Genomic DNA, 25,853 nt, shown 5'->3' with positions numbered 1-25,853 from the left:
AAAATAATCAACGACAATCAAAAAACAGTGAAATATTTCCATTAAATCAACTATTTGATAAGATAAAATTTACCAAATAGTCAATTAATATTCGTTATCATTAATAGATTATCAATATAAAATGAATCTAAATAGAATAAAAACAGAGATAATATGGGGTTTGCTTTCGCGAAAGCGATAGTATTCAACTAGCATAAAGCCATAAAATCTTAAGATTTTAAAGCTACCTTGAATAGTACTATGACAGCGCTAAGCAACGTTTCCGTCGATTAGTAGTAACCAAGATTTAAAACGATTAATTATTCCTAGTAGAAATGGTTATTACAGAATCTGGGCAATGATACTTTCTTCTGTAAAACCTTCTGCATCGGCCTTGTAATTTTTAATAATACGGTGACGTAAGATACCGTTTGCTACTGCTTGTACATCTTCAATATCTGGACTGTACTTACCATTAACAGCTGCGTGAGTTTTGGCCGCTAGAATAAGATTTTGCGATGCACGTGGTCCAGCACCCCAATCTATATATTCCTTTATAATTTCAGGAACATTTTCACTATTAGGTCTTGTTTTCCCTACTAGTCCTACTGCGTATTCAATGACATTATCTGCTACTGGAATACGGCGTACCAATTGCTGAAAATCAATAATCTCCTGAGCTGTGAATAAAGGATTTACAATTGGTTTGTGGTCGCTTGTAGTAGATTTTACAACATTTACCTCTTCTTCAAAGCTAGGGTATTCTAGTTTGATAGAAAACATAAACCTATCCAATTGCGCTTCTGGTAAAGGGTAAGTTCCTTCCTGTTCTATAGGGTTTTGAGTGGCAAGTACAAAATAAGGTTTATCTAAAACATAATTATGACCTGAAACTGTAACCTTGCGCTCCTGCATAGCTTCTAGTAAGGCTGCTTGAGTTTTAGGTGGAGTTCTATTGATCTCATCGGCTAGAATAATATTAGAAAATACAGGTCCTTTTATAAATTTAAAGGTCCTATTCTCGTCCAGTATTTCACTTCCTAATATATCACTAGGCATAAGGTCTGGTGTAAACTGTATGCGTTTGAATTGTAGTCCTAGAGCTTGTGAAATTGTATTCACCATAAGTGTTTTGGCCAGCCCTGGAACTCCTACTAGCAAAGCATGTCCTCCAGAAAAAATGGAGATAAGAATTTCGTCGATCACTCGTTCTTGACCAATGATGACTTTTCCTATTTCCTTTTTTAATTCTTTGTGCTTTTTGACTAGATTATCAATCGCTGCTACATCAGACATAGTTTGTTGGTTTATTAATTTAGATTGTTTTTATTACGCTTCTGCGAAAGCATACTAATCACAGACTTTATTTGATAATTATTTTGTCCAGTCTACCACAAAATCACATTCTTTAAACTGATCGCCTATCTTAATATAGGTATCCTGTAACTTCTCTTCTTGCCATTCACGTATTTTGTCTACACGTTTCTTTTGCAAGGCTAAATCTTTAATTTTAAGAAAATCGAGAGTATAGTTTGCTTTATGATCCTCAATACGCTTATTAACTTTTAAAATCTTGAAAAACACTCTACCTAAATCGTCTTTTTCGTCAATAATTCCACTCACATCTCCTTCTTCCAGAAATTGCAACTGAGCTGATAAAGACGGGTCAATTTTTGTAAGATCAAATCTTTTATCACCAGTTGATGGATTAGTTAAAATTCCACCATTTTTTGAAGTTTCTTCTTCATCGCTTATTTCTTTGGCAGCATCTTCAAACGTAATGTCACCAATGATAAGTTTGTCACGCATTTTATCGAGTTCTTCACGAGCCTTATTCACTTGGGTAGTAGAGATAAACGGACGTAATAGTATGTGACGAACATCACGATAATCACCACGAATTTTTTCTACATAAACGATATGCCACCCAAACTGAGTTTCAAATGGTTCTGATACTTCACCTTCTGGTGTTGAAAAAGCTACTTCTTTAAATTCGGCTACAAATGGATCCTTTCTTGTTAGACTTAGAATACCACCTTGTCTTTCGGTTCCTGTGTCATCAGAGTACAATGCAGCCTTTGCAGCAAAATTACCGCCGTTGTTTATAACGTCGTCACGGTATCTATTTAATTTTGAAATTACATCCTTAACATCTTCTTCTGCCGGTTGTGGTTTAACGATGATTTGAGAAAATTCTACTTCAGTATTAAAGAGTGGTCTCTCGTCCTCTGGAATGCTATAGAAAAATTGTCTAACCTCTTCTGGTGTAATTTCTACTTGCTCAGTAAGTCGTTGCTGCATGCGGTTAGCTAGAAGACCATCACGATTAAGTTTATTAAGCTCGGCAATAACGGCATCCATACTTTCCCTGTTGTAGTATTTTACTATTTCTTCATCACTACCTAATCTTTGTCTAAAGAAACGCAACATATCATTAGTACGGCTTCTTACCTCTGCATCACTAACATTAATACTATCTTGAATAGCATGGTGGGCATACATTTTTTCACGGATAAGACTTTCAATGAGTTCACACTTTGAAAGTTTTAAATTTCCTTGTTGTAGTTCAACTTGCGATTGCTGCTTTTTAATATCACTATCTAATATTACATAATCACCTATCACTCCAGCTACACCATCTATCAAAAAACGGTTTGTGTTACTAGGTTTTACAGAATCCTGTAGTTGTAAATACGTTTCTTGAACGTTTTCACGATCCGTAGCAGCTACATCTGTTTGTGTTTGCGCTGTTGTATTTAACCAAAAACACAAACTTGCTAGTACACTACTTATAAATTTTAATTTCATTGCTTTGTTTTGCATCATTCAAAATATCCTTTTCAAGTCTTTTTACATACTGCACTTTACTTCTATTGAGTAAAATCTGTTTTATTACAGGCGCTATGTATTCCAAAGGCGCTTCCTCTCCTTTTTTCTTTATTTTTTTGAATTTCACCAAATATACACCAAGACTGTCCTCTAATTTGAAGGAACTTCCTTCTTTGATGTACCATTTCTCATTATTAGGGTTAATAGCCTTTACTTTGTCATAGACTTCACTCTTTTTAACCCATGTTGTGTCATTGAAGTAAAACCTCTTGAATCCTAACTTTAAACTATCCAATTGATTGATTTCTTTCTCGCCAGCGTTACCTATAAGTGCTCTCAATTTATTGATGTCTGGATAATTGTTATCGACATAAACGTACAAGTACTGGATGACGTCTTCATTAAGTAAAAATTGTTCACTTTTATCTTCATAGTACTCAGCTATCAGTTCTTTATTAATGATAGTATCAAGATTTTGCTTTATTACTTTCGTAAGATATTCCTGTGTAAACAATTCCGTTTTATATGTATTGACCAATTGATCTAATTGTTCCTGCCTATCTTCTTCTATATTTAACAACGCCTGATCATACATGAGTTTTTCGGTTGCCCAATTGTCAACGTACCTAGAGATAATTGCAATGCTATCTTCAACAGTATAATCACTAGGAAGCTGCTCATTGATATCTGATGCCGTCAAAATATGTTTCCCTACGGTAACCACAGCATTAGTATCAGCCTCTTTTACAAAGTAATCGCATGAAGTGATAGAGAATACTAGTAATATGAAATATAAATATCTATTCACTATAAGATGCTAGTTGTTTTTTAATTTTCTTGAAGATGTTTTTCTTCACTTTAATTTTACGATCCTTCCTTAACGAGGATAACCACTCCTTTTCTAATTGCTGTTGATAATCATTAATTACATTACCTACAGCTTCTTCAAAGGTTTTAGGAGCAGAAGGTTTAATGGACTTTACATAGACTACTTTGTAAAAACTATCTCCTTCATTGTGATATATAGTAGAAACGCCTTCCTTGACTTCAAAATTGTCTGGTAATCTATTAAAGCTCTCTTCTACTACTCCTGTACTCACAATTACCTTTACTCTACCATTTTCATTTAGGCTTTCTTTAATTTCATCAACTGGTATTTGATCTTTGAGCATTTGTTGTACCTCAGTAGCAACCTCTTTACTAGTATTTTGAGTCAAAATGATGTCCAGCCTTCTTTTCCACTCATACTTTTCCTTGTGCTTATTGTAATAATCTCGTTGACCGATGCTGTCTTCCTTTGCCTTGTTCCATATTTTTTTCTGCATAAGGTTAAAAAGCAGGTTTGCTTCCTTAAACTCGTTGTACACAAATGCAAAATCCTTGTTATCACGCTCTAGGTGTTTATCATAATAGTTCATCACTTGGTCATCAACAAATAAATCAAAGTAAAACTTAACTTGTTCATTAACCGTTTTGTAAAATTGCGGATTCTTCTTTTGTTGATTTTCAACAAAATTGAAAAAGTCAAATGACATTATATCTGTATCATTAATAGTCAGAACTTTCCTTTCTCTATCCTCAACATTTTGCAACCATTGACCCGTTAGAATGCTATCATTAAATTCCTTTAAAATATAATCTGGCACCTTTAATTTTTGAGGAACTTGATAGCTAGATTTCAATTTATTTACAAATGATTTGGTAATTTTTCTTGACCTAGGAGAACGTTTAATTTTGTTTTCAAGAGTCTTTTTAACCTCATCAAATTCTGGCAAGTCATGCTTTTCCAACAATTTTACAATATGCCAACCAAATTTGGTTTCAAAGGGTTTTGTATAAGATCCTTCCTTTTCAATAGAAAGGGCTTTATCTACAAATATGACACTATTCAAACCACCGGTACCAAATCGAGTTAACTCACCACCCTTTGAGGCACTATTTAAATCATCAGAAAATTCTCTTGCTAATTCTCCAAAATTTTTACCCGATTCTAACTGCTTATAAACATCTTGAATTCTTGTTGCAGCATCTTGGGTTGTAGCATTTGGTTTATCAAAGGTCATTATGTGGGCAACCGTAACTTCACCACGATTAGGCCTGCGATCGTTCACCTTTAAAATATGGTATCCAAACTCAGTTCTAAAGGGTTTACTTATAGATCCTACGGGAGTTTTAAAAGCCACACTTTCAAAATCATAAGTCATTCTAAATCCGCCGAACCATCCTAACTCACCGCCATTTCCTGCACTAGGGCCTTCACTAGTTTCACGTGCTAATTTTGCAAAATCTTCCTTTTGTGCTCTTTGATATAGTTGGTAAATTCTATTGTAAGCTTTTAATGTATCCTGTGGTGAAGATCCTTTATCCAGTTTAACAATGATATGACTGGCGTTAACCTCTTCAATACTTCGGTTGTACGCCTCTTGGACCAAAGCATCAGTCACCTCGTTATCAGTAAGGTAATTCTTCGCTAGACTTGATCGTTGTTTTTTTATCTCATTTAAATATTCAGGCTCTTTATCAAGACCTAGTTCATAGGCTTGCATAAGTTTTAAACGATAATCTATGTACAGTTCTAAATAATTATCTATGTCTTTTTGAGATTCATCCTGTACTATATCAATATTTTTTAAGTACAAGCGCTTGAAAGTACCAGCATCAAATTCTTGACCATCAATTACTAAAAATGTTTTGTCATCAATATTTTGAGCAAGTATTAAGTTACTTACTATTACAAATAAAAAAACAAATAATTTATTCATAGAGCCTGGATTCATAAGCATGCAAAAATAACCAATGTGATTTCCTATACAAAGCCCTTTCTGCCCCTTAGTGTTAAGTACTATTAACAATTTACGACCATAATGATATGATCAAAACTTCAAATGAGATTACAATTCATAAACCTATCGATGAGGTTATGAAGTTATTTAAGGAACAGGATTATTTTCAGCACTGGCAAAAAGGGCTTATCTCTTTTAAAAACTTAAGCTCACAAACAGGTCAAGTAGGTAGTAAACGTAGTATGAGAATTAAAACCAGCGTTGCTACTATTTCAATGATTGAGGAAATCACACATTTAGACTTACCTCACTTGTGGGCAGCGACTTATCGTACTCGTGGAGTAGTTAATGAACAATGTAACCGCTTTCGCGAAAGCGTAATTAAAAACAACAACTCACAACATAAAGTAACCCTTTGGCAAGCTAGTTCTACCTTTAAATTCACCGGGATGATGCGACTAGCAGCCAAAGCAAACCCGAAGGTTTTCACCTCACAAACGCTCCAACATATGCAAGATTTTAAGATATTTGCCGAAACTGGAAAAAGTGTAAAAACAGGTGATTACGTCTTATGAGAAAACTAAAATTAATTTGGGATTTTAAAGGTCCTCATGCACAAAAAACAGCACAGCATCACCTTATTCATTTAAAGGAGTATGTGACTATGGAAGGTATTAACAGCCTAGGAAATGGTGTTGAAAAATTAAATGAAAATCATTACATCGCTTTTCTAGGAGTTAATGAAGATGTTATGCCACCAGTACGAGATGCCCTTAAACCACATCGAGGTCAATTGTGGATAGAAAGTTAAACTAAAAGATCTTTATGTTGTATATTTAATCATAAATCCCAAGCTATGATGACTACCGACCACCTATCCTGGACTATGGAACAATTTCGTGTTTACTTAATTCTTTATTGTTCAAAAATTGATATTTCCCAATCTTGTGAAGAATTAAAGTGGATGCAAACGCACTTTGATAAAGAGCGATATGAAGAAATGCTATTAATTTTTAGGCGTGATGCAGATTATAAAAGTATAGTTCGCATTGAGGAATACGTTAAGCATAACAACCTATCAAAACCTCAAGTAGAAAAAATCCTACATGATGTTAAAGACTTTTTTACTGCCGATGGTAGTTATGATATCATGGAACAGCATTTAATGAATGTATTGAAATCAATTTTCAAAGGATGATTCATACCCTTTTTGCCGATCATCTATCTACTAAACAAATCATTCATGGTGCAGGCTTAAAAAGCCGATATCATCATATATGGCACATGGATGAGCCACTAGCAGCAGCTTGTGTCCTATTACCAGAATCTACCCAACAAGTAAGCACCATCCTTAAAATTTGTCATGATCATGGACTAGCCGTAGTAACTCATGGCGGATTAACAAATCTTGTAGGTAGCACTGAAACCAAAGAGAACGACGTGGTAATTTCTCTCGAAAGAATGAATCAAATAGAAGAAATTGATTCAGAAAGCCGAACTGCAACCGTACAAGCTGGCGTTATTCTAGAAGAATTACATCGCGCTACAGATAAGCAGGAATTATTATTCCCATTAAATTTTGGAGCTCGCGGAAGCGCACAAATTGGTGGGATCATTGCTACTAATGCTGGTGGTTTGCGTGTTTTAAAATATGGCATGACACGCCATTTAATCCTAGGTTTAGAAGTGGTACTAGCTGATGGTACAATAGTATCCAACCTACGTAAAATTATTAAAGATAATAGTGGTTATGACCTTAAACAACTATTTATAGGAAGTGAAGGAACTCTAGGAATAATCACTAAAGCAGTTGTTAAACTTGTAGAAAAACCTAAAAGTAGGTATGCTGCTTATGCTGGATTAAAAAAATATGAAAGCGTTATCCAATTACTCAAATATATAGATGCAGGAGCATCAGGTAAACTTACAGGTTTTGAACTTATCTGGAAAAACACCTATGAGCAATTAACAAGTGCCAGTGATGCGGTAAGACCACCACTTCCCTACGACTATGAGTATTATGTTTTAATCGAAATCCAAGGAGCTCATCCCGATAAAGACATTCAATTACTAGAGCATTTATTGGAGAACGCACTGGAAGAAGAAATTATTGAAGATGCCGTTATAGCGAGATCACAAAGCGAGGTAGACTGGTTCTTTAGAATAAGAGAAGACGTAAATAATTTGGTGGATTTCATGCCTTATGACCAGCATTTTGATATAAGTATTCCTATACCCGAAATAGGACGTTACATAGCAAGATGTTACTCACGCTTTCGCGAAAGCGGAATAGCTACACAAGTATATGCATTTGGCCATGTAGCCGATGGTAACATACACTTAATGATAGGAAAAAATGACACCAGTAAAGCAACCAAAGAAGCTATTGACCATCTTGTATATCAAGAAATTGAAACTTTAAATGGTTCTGTAAGCGCAGAACATGGTATAGGAAATCATAAAAAAGCCTACCTGAAATTTTCCAAATCAGATTCTGAAATTGTAATTATGAAAGCGCTTAAAAACCAATTAGATCCTAAAGGGATCATGAATCCAGGTAAGATTTTTTAAGTATAAGTTGTTAGAATTAGGAAAGCATTTAAAATGATAAACCCTATAAAAAAAGCCAGCTATAAAAGCTGGCTTTTTCAATCTACAACTTGAAACTAAATTACTCCTTTACTAATTTTAAACTTGAAACACTGCTAGCCGATGTAACGCGTGCTACATAAATCCCAGGTCTCAATGAACTTGCGTCAATAGTTATTGATTCACTATTTACCTTGTTGCTCATCACCATCTTTCCAGTTAAATCAAAGACAGCTATTTCCTCAATTAATTGATTGCTTGAGGTAATATTCCACTGATTGACGCTTGGGTTTGGATAAACGGTATAATCATTTAAAACAACATCTTGATTGCTAGCCACTTGATTTACAGAAAAGTAAACATTATCAACATAGACCGTAGCACCACCAGCTGGTTGTGCAGAAATTATGAATTGATTAATATCTGAGAATGAAGTCATTCCACCAGCGCTAAAGTCTGATAAAGGTATGGATAAAGTCACCCATTGACCTGTAGCAGGAGTGAATGCTAGTTCTGCCTCGGTATCTCCTGCTCCTCCAAATCCATCACCTAAAAAGTCAACTAACTTTATTCTGAACAATGTTGCATCTGGTGTCCATATGTCCATATTGAAGTACATCATTCCTGCTGCCGTAGCATTTATTGGACTTGCTACTGTTTCGATTCCATTAAAATCAAGGTTTTCGTACAATTTTACGTCATCTCCGGCTACCTGAACATCAGAAAATGTAGCTGCACTCCATGAAGTATTCCATGTATCAACAGGAACATCATTATATACATTACTAAACAAACTGATTACATCAACTTGAGGCGCTGTAGGAGCTGGAGCAGCAACTACTGGCATATTTCCACCTGTAGAGTTTGGAGCATTTTGGGAAAAGTATACATTGTCTACATATACTGTTGCCGTACCGGCAGGTTGAGCTGCGATGATTAATTGACTAATATCTGTAAAAGAAGTCATACCAGCAGCAGCAAAGTCAGATAAAGGAATGGAAATTGTTTCCCATGAACCTTGTGCAGGAGTAAAGATTAATTCTGCCTCGGTATCACCTGCTCCACCAAATCCATCACCTAAAAAGTCTACTAGTTTTATTCTAAACTCAGTCGCATCAGGCGTCCAAACATCCATATTAAAAAACATCATACCTGGCGTTGTAGCATCAATAGAGTTAGTTACAGTTTCTATACCGTTGAAATTAAGGTTAGAGTAAAATTTAACATCGTCACCTGCTATTTGAACATCCATTAAAGTAGCTGCACTCCATGATGTATTCCATGTATCTACTGGTACATCAGTATAAACGTTACTAAACATACTTATAACCTCAGATGCTGGAGCAGTAGGCGACGGTGCCGCTACTGTAGGTGCTGTAGGTGCAGCGCTTACTGGATTTTGAGAGAAATAAATATTATCTACATAAACAAAATCAGATTGTAAATTATCTGAGGCATCTATCTTCCATTGAAGTAAGTTTGCCTTAGAAAAACCACCAGTTCCTGCTTGATTATTAGGTGCATTCATCTCAAAGAAAGACAATGGAATCTCTACATGAGTCCAAGTGTCATTTGCAATCGCTTCTTGCGGAGCACTACCGCCAATCTCATACCAATATTCAACAACACCACCATTGTCATCAATTAAGAAAAATCTAATTTCTGTAGAATTAGAATCGGCCCAATAATCAAATTGTAAATAGTTGTAGGCACTTATGTCCGTTACTGTATTTGTTCCTTGTCCCCATCCACCAGCAGCAAGATTGAACAATAAAGTATTGTTAACCGATCCATTTCCTAAATCAGTTGTATTCACTGATCCAAAAGAATAGTCAGCATTCCAAGTATTGGTATATCCACCAGTATCAGAATAAATACTAAGTACTTCAGCTGCTGGTGCTGTAGGATTAGGAGCTGCCGTTGCTGGCACTGGAGTATTAGGGATTACTGCTCCGTTGGGCCCATTGATATCATCTATATAATAAGTTCCTGTAGCTGTATTTCCAGGAGTGCTATCGGTGAATATTACTATAATTGGATATTCAGTACCTAATCCAGGTCCAAAATCAACATTCACAGTTTGCCATCCCATCATAGTAGTAGTAAAGGTAAGCTCTGTTGCTCCTGAACTTCCTCCTTCTAATTTCAATAAATGTGTTCTAGTAGTGGCATCTGGAGCCCAAATTCTTAAAGAAATGGTGTTATTAGCATCATCAGATAAATCAACATAAGTATCCAAATTAAGAGCTGCTCCATCAAAATCAACTCCTGCACCTATCATTTCTAAAACGGTATTACTTGCATCCGTAGGATCTTGCAACACAGTAGCCACTGTTCCATTAAAAGCGCCCCAAGCATCATCTTCGGCAACTTCAAAGTCTATAGGCATAGATTGGGAAAAACCAATAGTCCCTATAAAAACAAAAAGTAAAAAAGTAATTTTATTCATTTTTTTCGAGTTTAAGTTATTGTTTAAAGTTAATATGTTGATATTGTGTTACCTTATAAATCCACAATACATAAATTATACAGTTTAAAATTAACATTCTTGTTATTACAACAATTTTCAATTATTTGATTTTCAAATCTTTAACACAAACCCATTATTATGGTTTATCGTTATTAGTTCCTGTTTGTTGAGGTTTTGTTGAGTTGAAAATTTCATTTAAAAACACAACTATATCGTTTGAAATATTTTGTATTTAATTAAAAATGTCATTACCAAAGGCTTAAAAATTTCAGTTTAATTATCACAACTAAGGGTTTCATTCAAGTCCCAACATCATTTTAAATTATCGTATTAATATTTTAATTTTTCATTTTCATCCCATAGTCCCCATCTTCCTCCTAATTCACCTTCAAATCGAACCTTCCATGATTCATCAAATGATGAAAAATGGAACACAGAAACATCATTATCTGTAGCCCAGGTTTGTGTTTCAATAAAATATCTGATAGCATTAAAATGAGATGGATGTGCGCGCTCAACCGACTGTCCTTGACTAGGCCAGCCCGTTTCGGCAATAACAACTTCTTTACCTTTAGAAACACTGCTGGCAACACCATACATAGTTCTTAAATAATCTAAAGATTCATCTATTGCGATTCCTTCCCAAAATGGATAACAATTGACTAATAAAATATCACAAGCCTCAACTAGTGAAGGTCTTTGATAATATTCAAAATAGGTATCAACATAGCCTATTAAAACGTCTTTATTACTTGTAGCTGCTTTAACACGATTTATGTACTCGATAAGTTGTTCTTCAGAAATATCATTTCTCAAAAGAACTTCGTTACCTACAGCAGCAACCTGTACTTTATCGTTTTGAATCAATTTTATTAATGCCTCGATTTCTTGCTCATTACGTTCTAGATCTTCACTGATCCATGCTCCTGCAAGAACTTTAGTACCATATTGCTGAGCGATATTGGGAATCAATTCATTTCCTTCTGTACATGAAAAAGATCTTATCCACTCAGTATGAGGTTGTATAATTTTCATACGCCTCCTTATCTGATTTTCAGAAAGTAAATCTCCTATATTTTGTCCCTTAACATAGGGACTAAATGATAATCCCTTAACTCCTTTAGCTAGAAGTTCTCTAAACATCAGTTTAATTTGTGGTAGCTCAACCCTATCAAAATTAAATGGACTAGTATAAGGCGCTAGTTGAATTTCTGAATTGACATCCAAAAAATTATTTGAAGCATAAGTGTCCCTTGTATTTTCAATATCAGATTTTCTCTTATCTAATTCTTTCCTTATTGCATTGGCACGATCTTCAGTAACGCTGTAGTCTTTCATTACATACATGGCAATAAGAGTTCCTATTAATGGAAAAAAACAAAAGAATGCGTGCAATCCATCGACAGATGCTTGTTGTTCCACTGTAGGTATTTCGGCTTCAAATCCTACGATCCAAATAATTACGCCACTTAGTGCACCTGCTATAGCAAATCCTACTTTAACCATCCACCAATAGATAGCACCAAAAATCCCTTCTCTACGTTTACCAGAATTTAATTCATCAATGTCTATTACATCGGCAGTCATGGACATCATAATGGTAAATAAACTACCTATTCCAAAAGAGAAAAAAGGTAAGGCAATGATATACATCCAAGGTTTACCAGGAATAAAAAGAAAATACAACATCACATATCCTATAATGGAAATGAACTGACTAATCATGAAGGCCTTTTTCTTACCAAATTTCTTTGACATACGAGCAACCACGGGAATTACTAAAAAGGTGGTTCCAAGAGCTCCCAAACACCCAAACATGGAAACCCATATACCAGCATCACCTGCATTTCCATTAAAAAGTTTATAAACGATTACAAAAAAAGTAAGTGAGGCTACGGTATTGAATGCATTGAAAATAAAAAAGGTAGAAATGCATAGCTTTTTAAATTCTTTTATTTTGAAAGCCTCTTTAAAACTCTCAATAATTTTCATGAAACTTCCACCTATATTATTTAATGTAAGTGGCTCATAATCTTCATTCAAAGTAGATTTACTTTTGATAAAAAGAGCAGGCACAATGGCACAAACAGCACATGGAATCGCTACCCAGATCGCTAATTCTCTTGCAGCAACGTCGGCAGATGGAAACCATGATTCATCATACATGATAATCCAAAATAATGGCGCAAATACCCATGCCCATTGACCTATCCATTGAGCAATCGCCATAATATTAGTGCGTTCATGAAAATCCTCGCTCATTTCATAGCCCATTGCCACATAAGGAACGCTAAATAAAGTAAGTCCCAGATAAAAAAGCGCAGACCACGAAAAGAAGTACCAAAAATTATACTGAACAGAATTTTCTTTAAATAGTTGCCACATAAAAATGTACGCGATACCCATTACAATTCCTCCTACTAGAACATACTGCCTTCTTCTACCCCATTTAGATTTGGTATTATCAGAGATGAATCCCATAATAGGATCTGTTATAGCATCAAATAATCTTGGGAACAAATAAATCATCGCCCATAACAAACCTGTGAACTTTAAATCTTCAACAAGTACTACCATAAAAATTCCCAAAATGGCAGGAAACATTTGATTGGCAAACATTCCAATACCAAATGCAATTTTTTGAGCCATAGGGACCTTTGTCGAAGTTGAATAAGCCATGAGTTAATTTTTAGGTTTGATTACAATCGTTTGAATTGCTTGAGCGTCTACAGTAATTTTAGTTTCGCTTTCGCGAAAGCGAACATCTTCAACATCCAGTTGAAAGTTCTTTTTATTCTCTCCTTCATTAAAAACTACTACCACAATGGATCCATCTGGGTTTTGCGCTGCTGTAGCGATTAAATCTGTATCAGTCCATTTAATATCCAGCACCACTGCATCTGGTCTTATGAACCTGCTGAAATGAGTCATTACGTAATATAGCGGTGTGAAATACACCTCATCACTTTCTGTATCTACTAATACTGGGGCAGCGCACCAATTTTTAAACCAGTTAGGACCTCCTTGTTTATCTAGAACCATATTCCAATCTACCCAACCGTCAACCCAATTGTTCAAACATCCGATAATGTCTCGAGCATAACGGTTTACTGGAGCGTATTTAGGATGCAGATGTTTTTGGTCCTCTGGTGCCCAATCCCAACCCCAATCGGTAGCTTCTTTTTTCCAGTACCAGGCATCATCCTTCCATGCTGGCACTTCGCTATCAATACATCCTTCTGTTTCAATCAAGTATTTAGTAGGTGCTTTTTCATGCGCATACTGTAATTCTTCTGGAAAGACTTCATAGGTACTTTCATACCAGTGAATGGCCGTACCATCATAGTATTTAGAACTTTCTTGCGAGGCGTACATTACATCTACCCATTCTCTAATTCCTGCACGATTTTGGTCATAACCTAGAATGATTTTATCGCCATATCCCTTTTGCTCTAGATGTGGACCTAAATGATGTTGAACAAATTGGGTCATTTCTTCGGGTGTGTAATGCATGCTTTCCCAATTATTACCATTACCGTGTGGTTCATTTTCTACTGTGAAACCCCAGATAGGAATACCTCTTTTTTCATATTCTTCTACGTACTTTGAAAAAAATAATGCCCACGTATCATAATATTCAGGCAGTAGCTTTCCTCCTACCCATTCCTTGTTATCCTTCATCCATGGCGGCGCTGTCCATGGTGATGCAAACAATTTAAATCCATCGGGTGAGATTTCCATAGCCTCTTTAATCATCGGTATAATGTCGGCCTCATCTTCTTTAACACTAAAATGCTGTAGTTGCAAATCGTCTGCTACAGGAGCATATGAATATTGAGATAAAGAGAAATCACAGCTATTCATGTGTGTTCTATTTAGGGAATAATTTGCACCATCTGCACTGAAATAGGCTTCTAAAACCTCTCGCCGTTTTGATTTACTCAAATTGTTTAATAAATAAGCACTACTTTCAGTAAACGCACCTCCAAATCCAGTAATCTTTTGATAAGTTTTATCTGGATTAATGTTTATGATAGAAACACTATCCAACTGTTCAAAAACTTGAACCTGAGAAAGACTATTACCAGCGGCCGATGTTTCATACACCGTAATATCAAAGGGTGTTTGCTCTGTACAACTCAACAGGCTACCAATTACTAGTAAGGAAAGTAAGCTCTTCTTCATCATTGTCCTCTTTTTATTGGTGGTGTACTCACTGATTTAAGCAGGGCAATCTCATCTCCGTTGAAGGTTTTATTGATTGGATTACCATCTCTAGAGAGATTTTTAAATAGGTCTTGATCTACGAGGTCCCACAAAGCATATTTTGCCTGACCGTTTACAGAAAACAATCCGAAGTGATTTTCACTTCCCTGGGGATTTTCAGCGTCTTTCCACTTCTCATCAAAAGCCTCGAAATAGAAACAAGCAACCTGATTCTTTATAGACCATTCTCTTATAAGCTTGTAATAAATACCTGCTTTGTATTCATCAACTGCTTTTGAACCTGTTTTTCCATATAACTCATTAGAGAAACTGGCCCAGCCCGTTTCACCTATATAGACAGGTTTATCTTCACCTATACTCTTTACATAATTAACCACGCTTTCATACTGATTAATAGCATACTGCAAGGATTGCTGCATAACTATTTCGATTTGCTTTTCTTTAGAAAGACGCGCTTCATTTTCTTGGACACCCCAAAAAACAGGGTTGTAATGCGTGTCATGCATAGGATAAGTATGGATGGAGATAAAATCAACCTCGCGTATCAATTCATTCAAATCTGGCACATGATATTGTGTATCGCCGCCGCCCCAACTTGCAAAATTATCTGAACTTGTAATCCATAAATTGGTAGGTAGCTGTCCTTGTTTTTTAAGATCCTGGAGATGTTTTACCCATTTTAAGATAATGTCTGGCTGGACATAATAACTGGTCGCCCATTTAACCATTGCCTCGTTTCCTACTGCGATTATTTTTATAATGTCAGGATATTCTTGAGCTAGGGCTACAGCTCTAGCTATCTCGTCTTCATTTTGCTCACTTTCAATTTCGTGGTTCACGGGCTTTCCTGTCCACGCATTTTTACAATCGATCCATGCCCCTAACATGACATACATTTCAAAATCAGGATTTTCAGCTTTTAGTTGTCTTATTGCCTTCAAAACGTTGGTGGCGTGCGGCAACTGTACGTTATAGGTGCGAATAAGTTTCACATCCATAGCATTTAAAATTCTTAAATCCTCTTTTATTTGATCGATCGTTGGTTGCTTATCACGAGTCATTTCCCTGTATCCACCATAGCATATGGCTTGATAATTTGATTGGGACAACAACTCTTGAGCAGTCATATTCTTATAGGTTTTTTGAGATGGTTCCACGACTTCTTTTTTACAACTATTTAATAGAAGTAATAGAAGAAATAATGTCAATGGAATTCTCATTTTTTATTTATCATTTTTAGGTTATTGTTTACGCTTTCGCGAAAGCGTAAAAACTATTCTATTTTAAATCTTCAAAAACATGTACTTCTATCATCTTCACTAGCCCTGATCGTTTAAAAATCTCACTACTGTGCTGTGCCGTAAGTTGTCTTTCACCGTGCTCAATAACATTACCATCAGACAGGTGTAGGCGAATGATATTTTCTTTACTCTTGTGGTAAATTACTGGTACTTGACAGTAGGTAAATGCGAGAGAATTTTTAGATATAGCTATAGATTGTGCTTCTTGACTTACATCTAAATATTTAAATTCTGTACTTGAGGTGAGAAATTCGGCAGCTCTTAACAATTTTGGTTCAAATTGAATTTTACCATCTGTCACGAGGATACCTAACTCTCCTATTCTACAAAGTATATCTTCTTTTACTTGACCAGTCATCCCTGGTTGCTGTGCTCCTTTTGTTGCAGGTGTGTGAGAATACGGATCTGTAGGGAAAGCACCATATAATTGCGGTGTTTTATGAACTCCAATTCCTGCTTGAACTTCATAGTAATGATCTAGTAAAAGGCCTATAGTTTTAGGATCTATGTTTTCTCTTATGGCTGCTAAAACAGTTTCTTGAATAGCTAATAATAGCTTAGAAACCATATGCCAATAAATCGACCCTAAACCTTCATAACCAAAGAAGGTTCCAGATCTACCAGTAAATTCTTTATGATTAAACACCTCTTCAAAAATTTCCTCTAGTAAAGAAGACTCTTGATGTATCAACGGTGCATAGCTTTCATCTAATTCTTTAATTGAATTTCGAAGGCTATCGACATTATTAAATTGACCGCTAAAGTGATAATCTCCAATTACATCCTGAGTAATGATTTGCTTGTTATTATTTTCTACTAGTTTTTGAATCAATTGAGAAGATTCAACTAGATGTTTTGGAATAATGTTCTTATCGGTAAAGCCTTTAAGCTCTTTGTTGGGATATAGTATATAGCTGTATTGATCTACACGGAATAAAGAACTTTGTTTTAAGGCGTTTAGTACATCAAGTGACTTATGGGCATTCAAATATCCAGAGCTGAGCACTGCCACCTGACCTTCTAACATTTCTGATAAATAAGAAATTTCTATTTCATCACCCTTTATAGTCATCAAGTTATAGGCGTGGTATAAATTATCCTTACGCTTATTTGCTACGATACTATGATCTAAATATTTGAGTGAGATTTGTACAAATCTCTTTACCGTATCGGTTTTTACCTCAGTTTTATTACCTGAAAATCTTTGGTTATAAATTAAATGACGGTACTCACTTGCTGCGATACCTAATTCATCAAGTATTGATTTCCTTGTCTTATTATCAATAGCTCCGTTAAGAACTTTCTCATAATTGTTTAATGTGGTAAGCAGTGACTCGAAATAAACGACAAATTCTTGCGAAAAAGAATATGTAGCTTCTTCTGATTGATCTAGTATTTTATGAGTGAAGTTCAAAAACCTACGCAAGTAATAGAGAGTTACCATGCTTACACCATTACCTACTAGAGCATTATTTGCATCATTCCATTCTGGTCGTTGGGTATTTAACCATATTCCAGCTTCAGGAATGAAGTTTGACATTTTGGCCAGAACAGTTGCAAGTAATTTTTCTAAGAAATTAACCTTATAAATGGTTTCGTTTTGGCTTTTTAATAAAGCTCCATCTACTCCTATTTCTAATCTTTGATTCTCTATATACTCTTGTGCCTTATGATCAAAATCAATCGTATCCTTAGGGTTATTACAAATGTCTTGATAAGGTTTGATAACATAAGGTACGTTGGCGTACACGAATAATTCCTGAGAGAAATAACTGATTAATTCTCCTGGGTGATAATTTTCTTGAAACTCTAAAAATTTAAGTAAGTATATGATTTGATGATCGCCCCAATACCCTATGTAAGACCATGGATCATCTTCTTCAATCGTTTCCCAATCAAATCCTCCTTTTGTTACTCGGTAAGGATTATAACCGTCAAACGTAGTGGCATTTAAAAATTTATGAATCATTCCTTCCATAAACTCAGGATAACTGTGTGCAAGCGCTTCCCAATTCTGGAAAATATCTCGCCAGTTACCTTGATAGTCAAGAATCTTTGACCCATCTACTTCATCACGAGTATTGATTGAAAATTTATTCCATGGACGACTAGGGTCTCCATGTCTTCTACTGAATTTTAAAGGTAAATATTCTAAACACAGGCGTTTTAAATCTATATTGCTGGATTCATCTACAAACTGTTGTAAATCAAATAAGGTAAAAACATTAGGTAATTTTTCTATTTGCTCCTTCAGTGAAGCATAAACCTGTTTATTCGCTTCCTCCAGGTAACTTTTAAAATCAAGTTTTTCAATGTTATAACCTTCATCAAAGATTCCACCACGCATGATGTTAAACATGGTATTTGCAAAATGTCTATTATTGATTAAAGGGTCCTCAGTTAACTGTATCCCGTCACTTGCGGCGGTTAAAGCTATAAGTTGTTCAGTTCCTTTTTCAATTGAGGCAAGAATGTTTTGATACAGGTTTTTATCAGATTCAATTTGTTGTGCAATTTCATGAACATCACCTATGGTTTTATCTACATCAGCAATAAACATCCATTCTTTGGATTCATTTGCTTCAAGATCAATGAAACTACCATTAAAATAGGCACCTTTTTCTGCCTTAATATCATACTCATTGAATAGACTTTTCCCTTTTCTAAAATCGTTGACTTGTCTATTAGAAAGTAAATAAGTTGCATTATCCAGTCCTAGAGACCAACATATGTTTGCCATCAATGATTCACTAGGCTCCGCCTTATCTACGATTACAGCACTAAGAGTAAGTAATCCTATACCTGAATCTGCATGTAGCTCAGACCTTTTGTATGCGTCAACTAGATTGCTAGATGCTTTTTGTAAATCCTCTCCTACATTTGCTGGTAATAAATCCTGTAATCCATCAAGAATTTCACATTGTATTGCTGTTTCATTATGATTGAGTAGCTCTGATATTCTTACAAAACCAAATTGATCTGATGAGTTCCAGCTGTACTTAATGGTAAGCTTAAGATCATGATTAATTTCCTCAAACAGTACTTTATTACCGTATTTATTTTTATAAAGATTTCTGGTAGTCTTGTATATACCTTCATACCTATCAGAAAATGGTTCCCACAGGTAGGTTTCATTCTCAATTGTGGCTTTTATGATCGTTTTACTGCCCGTAGAATCAGCATTTCTGGTTATTTTATCATCTGTATAGTATGGAAACAATGCGTGATCGCTATTCTTACGACCAGCTGTTAAACCTCCATTACTAGATATAAACATCCAGTGATTGTAAGCGCTCACAATACTCATAAAGAATGGACGCATCGCATCTACATTACTAATTTTGTAGTAACTCTCACCTTTTATATCAACAAGACTTCCCTTAACTTCCTTTTCTTTAAAAGAAATATTTTGACTTCCTAACTTCATTAACTAAATAATAATCAATATTTTACAAAAAACATTTTGGAACAATCGGCATGTAATCGTCCTAGTAGCTTCATATTGTTACGCTTTCGCGAAAGCGTAAAAACAAAAACTATCCTGCTTGAATTAAAAATTTATTTTTTCTACATACTATTCATAAACACGTACATAATCGACTTCTAAAACCTGTGGAAAAACGGTACTAGAACTAGGCGATCCAACGAAAGATCCACCAACGGCCATATTTATTATGATATAAAATTCATTATCATTAAAAACCCACTCGCCAGGAACATCATCGGGAGTAATTTGATTATATAAAACATCATCTACATAATAATTGATGTAATCTGGACCCCATTCAATTCCAAAAACGTGAAAATCTGTATCGAATCTTTCGGTCATTAAATCGTATGATTTTGAAATCGAATTTGCACCACTATAACCAGGGCCATGTACAGTCCCTAAAACTATGGTAGGATCTTGACCTCGATACTCCATGATATCAATTTCACCTATTTGCGGCCAGACTTGAGTTCCATTATTATCATCTCCTAATAACCAGAAAGCTGGCCAAATTCCTTGTCCCCATGGTAACTTCATACGAGCCTCAAATCTCCCAAAGGTTTTTTGAAACTTACCCTTTGTCAAAATACGTGCACTTGTATATCCAGAACCTTGAAAATTCTCTTGAAGCGCTGTTATTTTAAGAACACCGTCTTCAACAATAACATTTTCTGCTCGATCTGTGTAATACTGTAATTCATTATTTCCCCATCCAGGAATGCCTTGCGCAGTTCCATCACCAATATTGTAATCCCAAAGGTTAGAATCTGGTGCACCAGGATTATCAAAATTATCCTCTAGCACTAATCTATTCATGGTAGTTACCTGCTGTTGATCATCCGATTCACAGGAATAAAAGGCTGCTACAAAAACAGCTGGTAATAAAATCTTCAAATATGTTTTCATAATTTGATCTTCTTAATTTCTAAAATAAATATTGTCTACAAAAACATCAGTCCCTTCAAATGGCTGTGCCACAATAATGTATTGAGCAATATTGTCCCTATTTACTAATCCAGTAAAATCTGATAACGGTATATCATGACTTACCCATTGACCGGTCGCTGGACTGGTGATGCTAACCTCATGTTCTGTATCATCTCCACCTCCGAAAACTCCGTTAGCTCCAAAATCAACGAGTTTTATATTAAATTGAGTGTAACCTGCCGACCAAGTATCAATTCTAAAATGTGTCATTCCAGTTGCATCAATGGTGTTTGACGTAGTTTCAATTCCAGCAAAGCCTAAGGTAGCGTACTTTTTAACATCATCGCCAGCTATCACTTCATCAGTGAGCGTTGTTGCAGCAGAAGACCAAGGAGTTCTAAATGTGTCCACAGGTACATTAGTATAGGCATTACTATAAAGCGATATTACATTACTACTAGGGTCTACTGGAGTAGGTGCAGCAACTACTGGTGATGTAGGTACCGTATAATAATAAATATTATCAACAAAAAGATTTGAAATTGTACTATCTGAAACGAAGAAAATTAAACCTAACTGATCTCTAGATGCTAGTCCCGTAAAATTTGCCAAAGGCACATCAAAACCTACCCATTGGTTTTCTTGTAATTGATTACTACTTAATGTTACGCTTCCAGAACTTTCATTACCACCTACGTTATTAATTAATTGAAGTCTAATAAAATCTCCTGGATCAATAGTTTCTCGTACTTGTAAATCAACGTGTATATGAGTCATTGAAGAAGCGTTTACAGTAGGAACATTAAGAAAGGTTCCTATACCTACAAAGTTTAAATCTGTATACGTTATGACGTTATCACCACCAAAATTAGCTGGTGGAGCACCACCTTGAGTGGTCTGTCCATCTGGTGTAAAAAATCCATTATAGTAATCTACCGGAACATTGTTGTAAGCATCACTAAAAACTGATATTACATTACTAGGATCTCTTGTTGGGACAGGTGCACTAGTAAAATTTCCTAATGAATTGATCGTCAACGATCCTGCTGCATCAATTCCTGCAAGGCTTGCAGAAATAACAGTTGTTCCAGGTCCACTTACCATTGCAATTCCACTGGAATCAATTGTAGCAACACTGTTATCAGAAGATGAAAAATCAAAATACGCAGGTGCAGCTGTAACCGTGATGTCTCCATTTGCTGAATTTAAAGTTTGAGTAAGTCCTCCTATAGGTAAATCACTACCAGTAAAAGAAGATGTCACTTGATCTTGTCCTTCCAAAATACGAGGTCGTGGTTGCGCTATGGTACCTAATTTTTCAAACTGTAACTCATCTACCCAAAAAGTGTAGGCATTTCCTCCTGTATCTTGTGTACCTGCACTGAACCAGAACATACCTCTTTCTTGAGTAAGTTTTGACGCATCAGGAATAGGAATTATAATTTTTTGCCAAGCTGTGCTCAGGCTCACATTAGTTCTAGCTACTCTGAACCTATCACCTTCAAAATCAACGCCAAATCCCATTTCATCTATTGCAACTCCTTGTGTTGCGCGAGCCCAAAATGTCAAAGCATCGTAACCACTTAAATCTCTAGGTCCAGCATCACTTCTAAATATAGCACCAGCAAAACTACCGTCTGGATCATTTGCATTAGGAACGTCTATTCTTATTGAAGAGTTACTTTCATATGCTACCTGATTATCGACTGAAAAAACATCTGGTTTTGCACCTTGAAATGGAAAGTAAAAATTGCTTCCCATAGCTACAAAATTATCAGTAAAAATCTCTCCGGTAGTTGGAAATCCAGCCTCAACAGCATCATCAGAAAGATCTCTTTCACAACTGATTAATACCATTATTAAAGCTAAAAAACTACCGAACGTTTTTAATTTATATACTCTATTTTTCATCATTTGCATTTTTTATTGACCTATGTTAATGTGAACGTACGTTCTGATTTCCCATTCTAAACCATCTGGAAAACCTACTGCGCTTATCGGATTAATTGGAGGGAAAGTATCTGCTGGAATAGCCGCTGGTGCATACCTTGGTGAGAATTCATTCAATGATCTCCAAGTTCCTCTTATACCTATACGAGTACTAGGTAATATAAACCAGTCTGGTTTACTGATACTAGTTGAAATATCCACCATAAATTGATAAGGAAATGTCAGGTTAAAATCTCGATGGTAATCGTATGGACCCCAATCGTTAAATTTTGCGTGAGCTTGTAACATAAAGTTTTTATATATAGCTCGCAGATCACCACCATATCGTGTAATCAACCTGTCGCTATCACCATTTGCTTGACCATTACCATAATACCAGTTTGCGATCAAACCTAAATCAGGGCTCACCTTGGATACCATTCTAGAATGAATTTCCCATAAATCTTCAGCTGGTGCTGAATTAGGGAATATCAAAAAGGATCGATCTGCTTGAAATCCAATATGAGCATCCATAGTAGTAGGTAAGTGACGGTAAACAAATCCTAAATTCATCGCAAACTTTGCATCTTCCGCTCTATCATTATCCCATTCATACATCCAAGTTCCTGGAGTTGGGTCATAAGTGAACAAAATTTCACCAGCGGTTGTTTCTCTATTACCATCTCTAACAACAAAAGGATCGTCTATCCAGTTACGTAATCTTCCAGGTCCATCTACATCATTAGGCATGGCATCTATTAGTGGTTTACGCCACATGAAATTAGGCGCTATTTGAAAGTTTCCAACATTGTAAGCAATACCTGATAATACACTATTTTGATTCCCGCTACCGCTATCGATAAGCCTCCATCCTGTAAAAGTCTGAGTTTGATCAGATCCAGCATTGGCTACTAATCCCATTGTAGAGGCCATTCCGTACCATCTAAAATTGCCATTTTCATAAGTAAGCTTAAGTTTTCCACCCCAATTATCGGAAGATTGAATGCGGTCTTCAAAAACAGTATAATTACCTGAAGTTCCTGTTACATCTTGATAGCTTATACCATTTAGAGGACTTCCACCCCAAATTCCTCCTACAGTAATTCCTAATTTACCAACTTGTCTATTTACTGCAATCGTAGCACGCTCAGTAGGCCAAGGCGGTATAATACCACTACGAGCTTGCACAGGATCAATGACTCTTCTTCCAGTATTCGGATCAATATCAATATCACGTTCAAAATCACGTTGATAAACACCAGCTACATCCCACTTCCCTAATTGTCTCCTGTATTTGAACATCATAGTCGGATTTGCTGCCCACCAAAGTTGTGGCCCAACAGCTGCTTTTAAACCTTCGAAAATTCCTTTCCCGTCTATTTCAGCCCCAAGGAATTCTCCTCCATAAATATCAAGATTAGGTCCGTAGTTTGCTTCTCTATATAAATTAAAGAAATCTCCTTCATAACCCCAATGATAATGACCTGTTCTATAGAATCCCCTTAAATCAAAATCTTTGGCATTCCATTCAAATTCTGCTTGATAAATTTGGACTCTGTTTAAATCGTTTATATTAATTTCCTCATCATTAGTATCATCAACCACTACAGGTCTTACCCGGTTTTCGTAGAATATTTCGTTAATTGGATTTTGAGCAACATTACCTGTGATGTTTACATTAACTTCTGCTCTCATATTGGCAGCTGGCTTTCCTTCAACTCCGACAAAGTAGGACTGCATGTGATCAAAGCCTAGTTGATTAGGTAAAGCATTACTATCAGGATCTGGATTGTCTGGTGTAGTAATTAGATCACCACCAGTATTAAATGTAGTGAATCTAGCACTTAGGTTACTTATTCTCAAAACCTGACCATCGCCTCCATTTCCGGCCGCAGCTTTATCGCCTCTAGCTTTCAATACATATTCCATTAGATTTACTGATTTAAAATATTCAGATACAGTAATTAATGAAACACCCGGAGCATAAGGATTTAAATCATGTACATCTTTTAGAGCGTAGTAAGATGCTCTAGGATATAGTGTGTATAAACCGCTCGCGTTAGGTCTACCTTTTGCACAAATCCCAAACCATTCTTCATTCATGTTTTTAGATCCATTTTTAGTATCTAATGTGTAACCACCAGCAGTCCAACTAGCTTCAGTGTTATGGATGTCTAAATCCTTAGTTTGTCCTCGTTTCCACCATCCATCACTGAACTGGAATGTAAATCCACCTATTGAGTTTTGAGCCTTACCTAAACCAGCAGCATTTTCATAAATTTCTTTCCAATTATTAACCATGTAATAAGCCTGCATCTTTTGATCTTCCTGCATTGCAATTGCATTAAAAGCATCTGATCCAAATTCTGAGAACATTAATGGTTTGCCAAGTTCATTCTTTACCCTTTCAAAAGCATCGGTAAAGGATACTCCACGATACATATTTGTTGCGTAAACATCTATATCTGGAGCATGTTCTGCGACTAATTCAAGGAATAACAAATCCCCATTACAAATAGCGACAGGTTTGTTTGAGACTATTGATTTTATCTCGAGAACAGCCTCATTCATTAATGAATACATAGCCCTAGCTCTCTTTTTAATGGTTCCATCAGTTCCTATAGGAACATCTTCAGTTTCGGCACCACCCCATGACAAACCGTAATTATTTTCATTACCTAACATGAACATTAATAATCCTGGCGTATCCTTAAATTCATTAGCAAGCTTTTTTACTTCATTTAGTAAGAACCGCTTTGTTTTAGGGTCGCTATATTCTGTGTTGGGCACCCAAACACCATCTATAGTTAAACCATACCTACCGAATGAATGATTTAGAAGGGTGTATATTCCATAATTCTCATATATATATGTTACCCATTTAGGTTGAATTCCACTATACACTCTTATGGTATTAACGTTCATATTTTGCAGCAGCGACATCTCAGCATCAAGAGCTTCTTTAATAAAGTCATCCGGTTGTGACCAAAAATCATAAGAATAGTTTGCTCCAATCGGAACATAATCCCAATTCATACCATTTATCATAAAGGGTTGACCATCTACGGTAAGAGTTTGACCACTAGCATTTGAAACTAATTCGACCTTTTGATTTTGACCGTGTAATTGAAAAACCACTGCCAGTAAAAGGAATGTTAATATGAAGTTCTTATTCATGTAAAAATAATTTGGTTATGAATTGAAAACGTTTTCGTAAACGCTGTCATTAACAAACCGATAACGTTTACATCGATAAATGTAAAAGTTGTTTTAAAAAAACAAAAGAAAATCACCTTTACTTAAATGCAACAAACATGTAATTGAAGAGT

16 protein-coding genes are annotated in these 25,853 nt (G+C 35.6%); 4 read left to right on the top strand and 12 right to left on the bottom strand.

Annotated elements, in window-relative coordinates:
• Positions 1–321: 321 nt before the first annotated feature.
• The 4 genes from I5168_RS08610 to I5168_RS08595 form a co-directional block, all read right to left on the bottom strand.
• A complete protein-coding gene (locus I5168_RS08610) occupies positions 322–1,275 on the bottom strand; it encodes an AAA family ATPase (RefSeq protein ID WP_431471516.1) in 954 nt (317 codons plus the stop codon).
• Between the two features lie 78 nt (positions 1,276–1,353).
• Positions 1,354–2,787, bottom strand: coding sequence for a peptidylprolyl isomerase (locus I5168_RS08605; protein ID WP_431471515.1), 1,434 nt, complete (start codon positions 2,785–2,787; stop codon positions 1,354–1,356).
• A complete protein-coding gene (locus tag I5168_RS08600; protein WP_042279439.1) occupies positions 2,765–3,616 on the bottom strand; it encodes a hypothetical protein in 852 nt (283 codons plus the stop codon). Before I5168_RS08600 ends, I5168_RS08605 begins: the two co-directional genes overlap by 23 nt.
• Positions 3,609–5,570: a peptidylprolyl isomerase gene (locus tag I5168_RS08595; RefSeq protein WP_431471514.1), complete on the bottom strand. Its 1,962-nt coding sequence runs from the start codon at positions 5,568–5,570 to the stop codon at positions 3,609–3,611. Before I5168_RS08595 ends, I5168_RS08600 begins: the two co-directional genes overlap by 8 nt.
• Positions 5,571–5,677: 107 nt before the next feature.
• Here I5168_RS08595 and I5168_RS08590 point away from each other — a divergent pair, with 107 nt between their 5' ends.
• Genes I5168_RS08590 through I5168_RS08575 form a run of 4 tightly spaced genes read left to right on the top strand, consistent with a single transcriptional unit; the run spans position 5,678 to position 8,162 of the window.
• Complete coding sequence (locus I5168_RS08590; protein WP_258150529.1) at positions 5,678–6,166, top strand: SRPBCC family protein; 489 nt, start codon at positions 5,678–5,680, stop codon at positions 6,164–6,166.
• Positions 6,163–6,402 carry a hypothetical protein gene (locus I5168_RS08585; RefSeq protein ID WP_042279447.1) on the top strand — a complete coding sequence of 80 codons (240 nt, stop codon included), beginning with the start codon at positions 6,163–6,165 and terminating at the stop codon, positions 6,400–6,402. The genes I5168_RS08590 and I5168_RS08585 overlap by 4 nt, the downstream gene beginning before the upstream one ends.
• A 45-nt stretch (positions 6,403–6,447) precedes the next feature.
• On the top strand, positions 6,448–6,789 hold the full coding sequence (locus I5168_RS08580) for a hypothetical protein (RefSeq protein ID WP_146105019.1): 342 nt from the start codon (positions 6,448–6,450) through the stop codon (positions 6,787–6,789).
• Positions 6,786–8,162, top strand: a complete 1,377-nt coding sequence (locus I5168_RS08575; protein ID WP_431471513.1) for an FAD-binding oxidoreductase — start codon at positions 6,786–6,788, stop codon at positions 8,160–8,162. The genes I5168_RS08580 and I5168_RS08575 overlap by 4 nt, the downstream gene beginning before the upstream one ends.
• A 100-nt stretch (positions 8,163–8,262) precedes the next feature.
• Here the strand turns inward: I5168_RS08575 and I5168_RS08570 are convergent, their stop codons facing one another.
• The 8 genes from I5168_RS08570 to I5168_RS08535 form a co-directional block, all read right to left on the bottom strand.
• Positions 8,263–10,629: a T9SS type A sorting domain-containing protein gene (locus I5168_RS08570; protein WP_431471512.1), complete on the bottom strand. Its 2,367-nt coding sequence runs from the start codon at positions 10,627–10,629 to the stop codon at positions 8,263–8,265.
• Between the two features lie 351 nt (positions 10,630–10,980).
• Positions 10,981–13,329, bottom strand: a complete 2,349-nt coding sequence (locus I5168_RS08565; RefSeq protein WP_431471511.1) for an MFS transporter — start codon at positions 13,327–13,329, stop codon at positions 10,981–10,983.
• A 3-nt stretch (positions 13,330–13,332) separates the two neighbouring features.
• Positions 13,333–14,838: a glycoside hydrolase family 30 protein gene (locus tag I5168_RS08560; RefSeq protein ID WP_431471510.1), complete on the bottom strand. Its 1,506-nt coding sequence runs from the start codon at positions 14,836–14,838 to the stop codon at positions 13,333–13,335.
• The gene (locus tag I5168_RS08555; protein WP_431471509.1) at positions 14,835–16,097 is read right to left on the bottom strand and encodes a glycosyl hydrolase family 17 protein; all 1,263 of its coding nucleotides are present in this window, start codon (positions 16,095–16,097) and stop codon (positions 14,835–14,837) included. Before I5168_RS08555 ends, I5168_RS08560 begins: the two co-directional genes overlap by 4 nt.
• Positions 16,098–16,155: 58 nt before the next feature.
• Positions 16,156–19,605 (bottom strand): hypothetical protein, encoded by a 3,450-nt coding sequence (locus I5168_RS08550; protein WP_431471508.1) that lies wholly within the window; start codon positions 19,603–19,605, stop codon positions 16,156–16,158.
• Positions 19,606–19,752: 147 nt separating this feature from the next.
• Positions 19,753–20,574: a glycoside hydrolase family 16 protein gene (locus I5168_RS08545; RefSeq protein ID WP_085774902.1), complete on the bottom strand. Its 822-nt coding sequence runs from the start codon at positions 20,572–20,574 to the stop codon at positions 19,753–19,755.
• Positions 20,575–20,586: 12 nt separating this feature from the next.
• Positions 20,587–22,506, bottom strand: a complete 1,920-nt coding sequence (locus I5168_RS08540; protein ID WP_431471507.1) for a carbohydrate-binding protein — start codon at positions 22,504–22,506, stop codon at positions 20,587–20,589.
• 12 nt (positions 22,507–22,518) lie between these two features.
• Entirely contained in the window at positions 22,519–25,701 is a 3,183-nt protein-coding gene (locus tag I5168_RS08535; RefSeq protein ID WP_431471506.1) for a glycoside hydrolase family 2 TIM barrel-domain containing protein, read from the bottom strand.
• Positions 25,702–25,853 lie beyond the last annotated feature (152 nt).

The sequence above is a fragment of the Nonlabens sp. SCSIO 43208 genome, from assembly GCF_050703575.1.
In the GTDB taxonomy this organism is placed as follows: Bacteria; Bacteroidota; Bacteroidia; order Flavobacteriales; family Flavobacteriaceae; genus Nonlabens; species Nonlabens tegetincola.
This window is presented reverse-complemented; position numbering and strand designations above follow the sequence as displayed.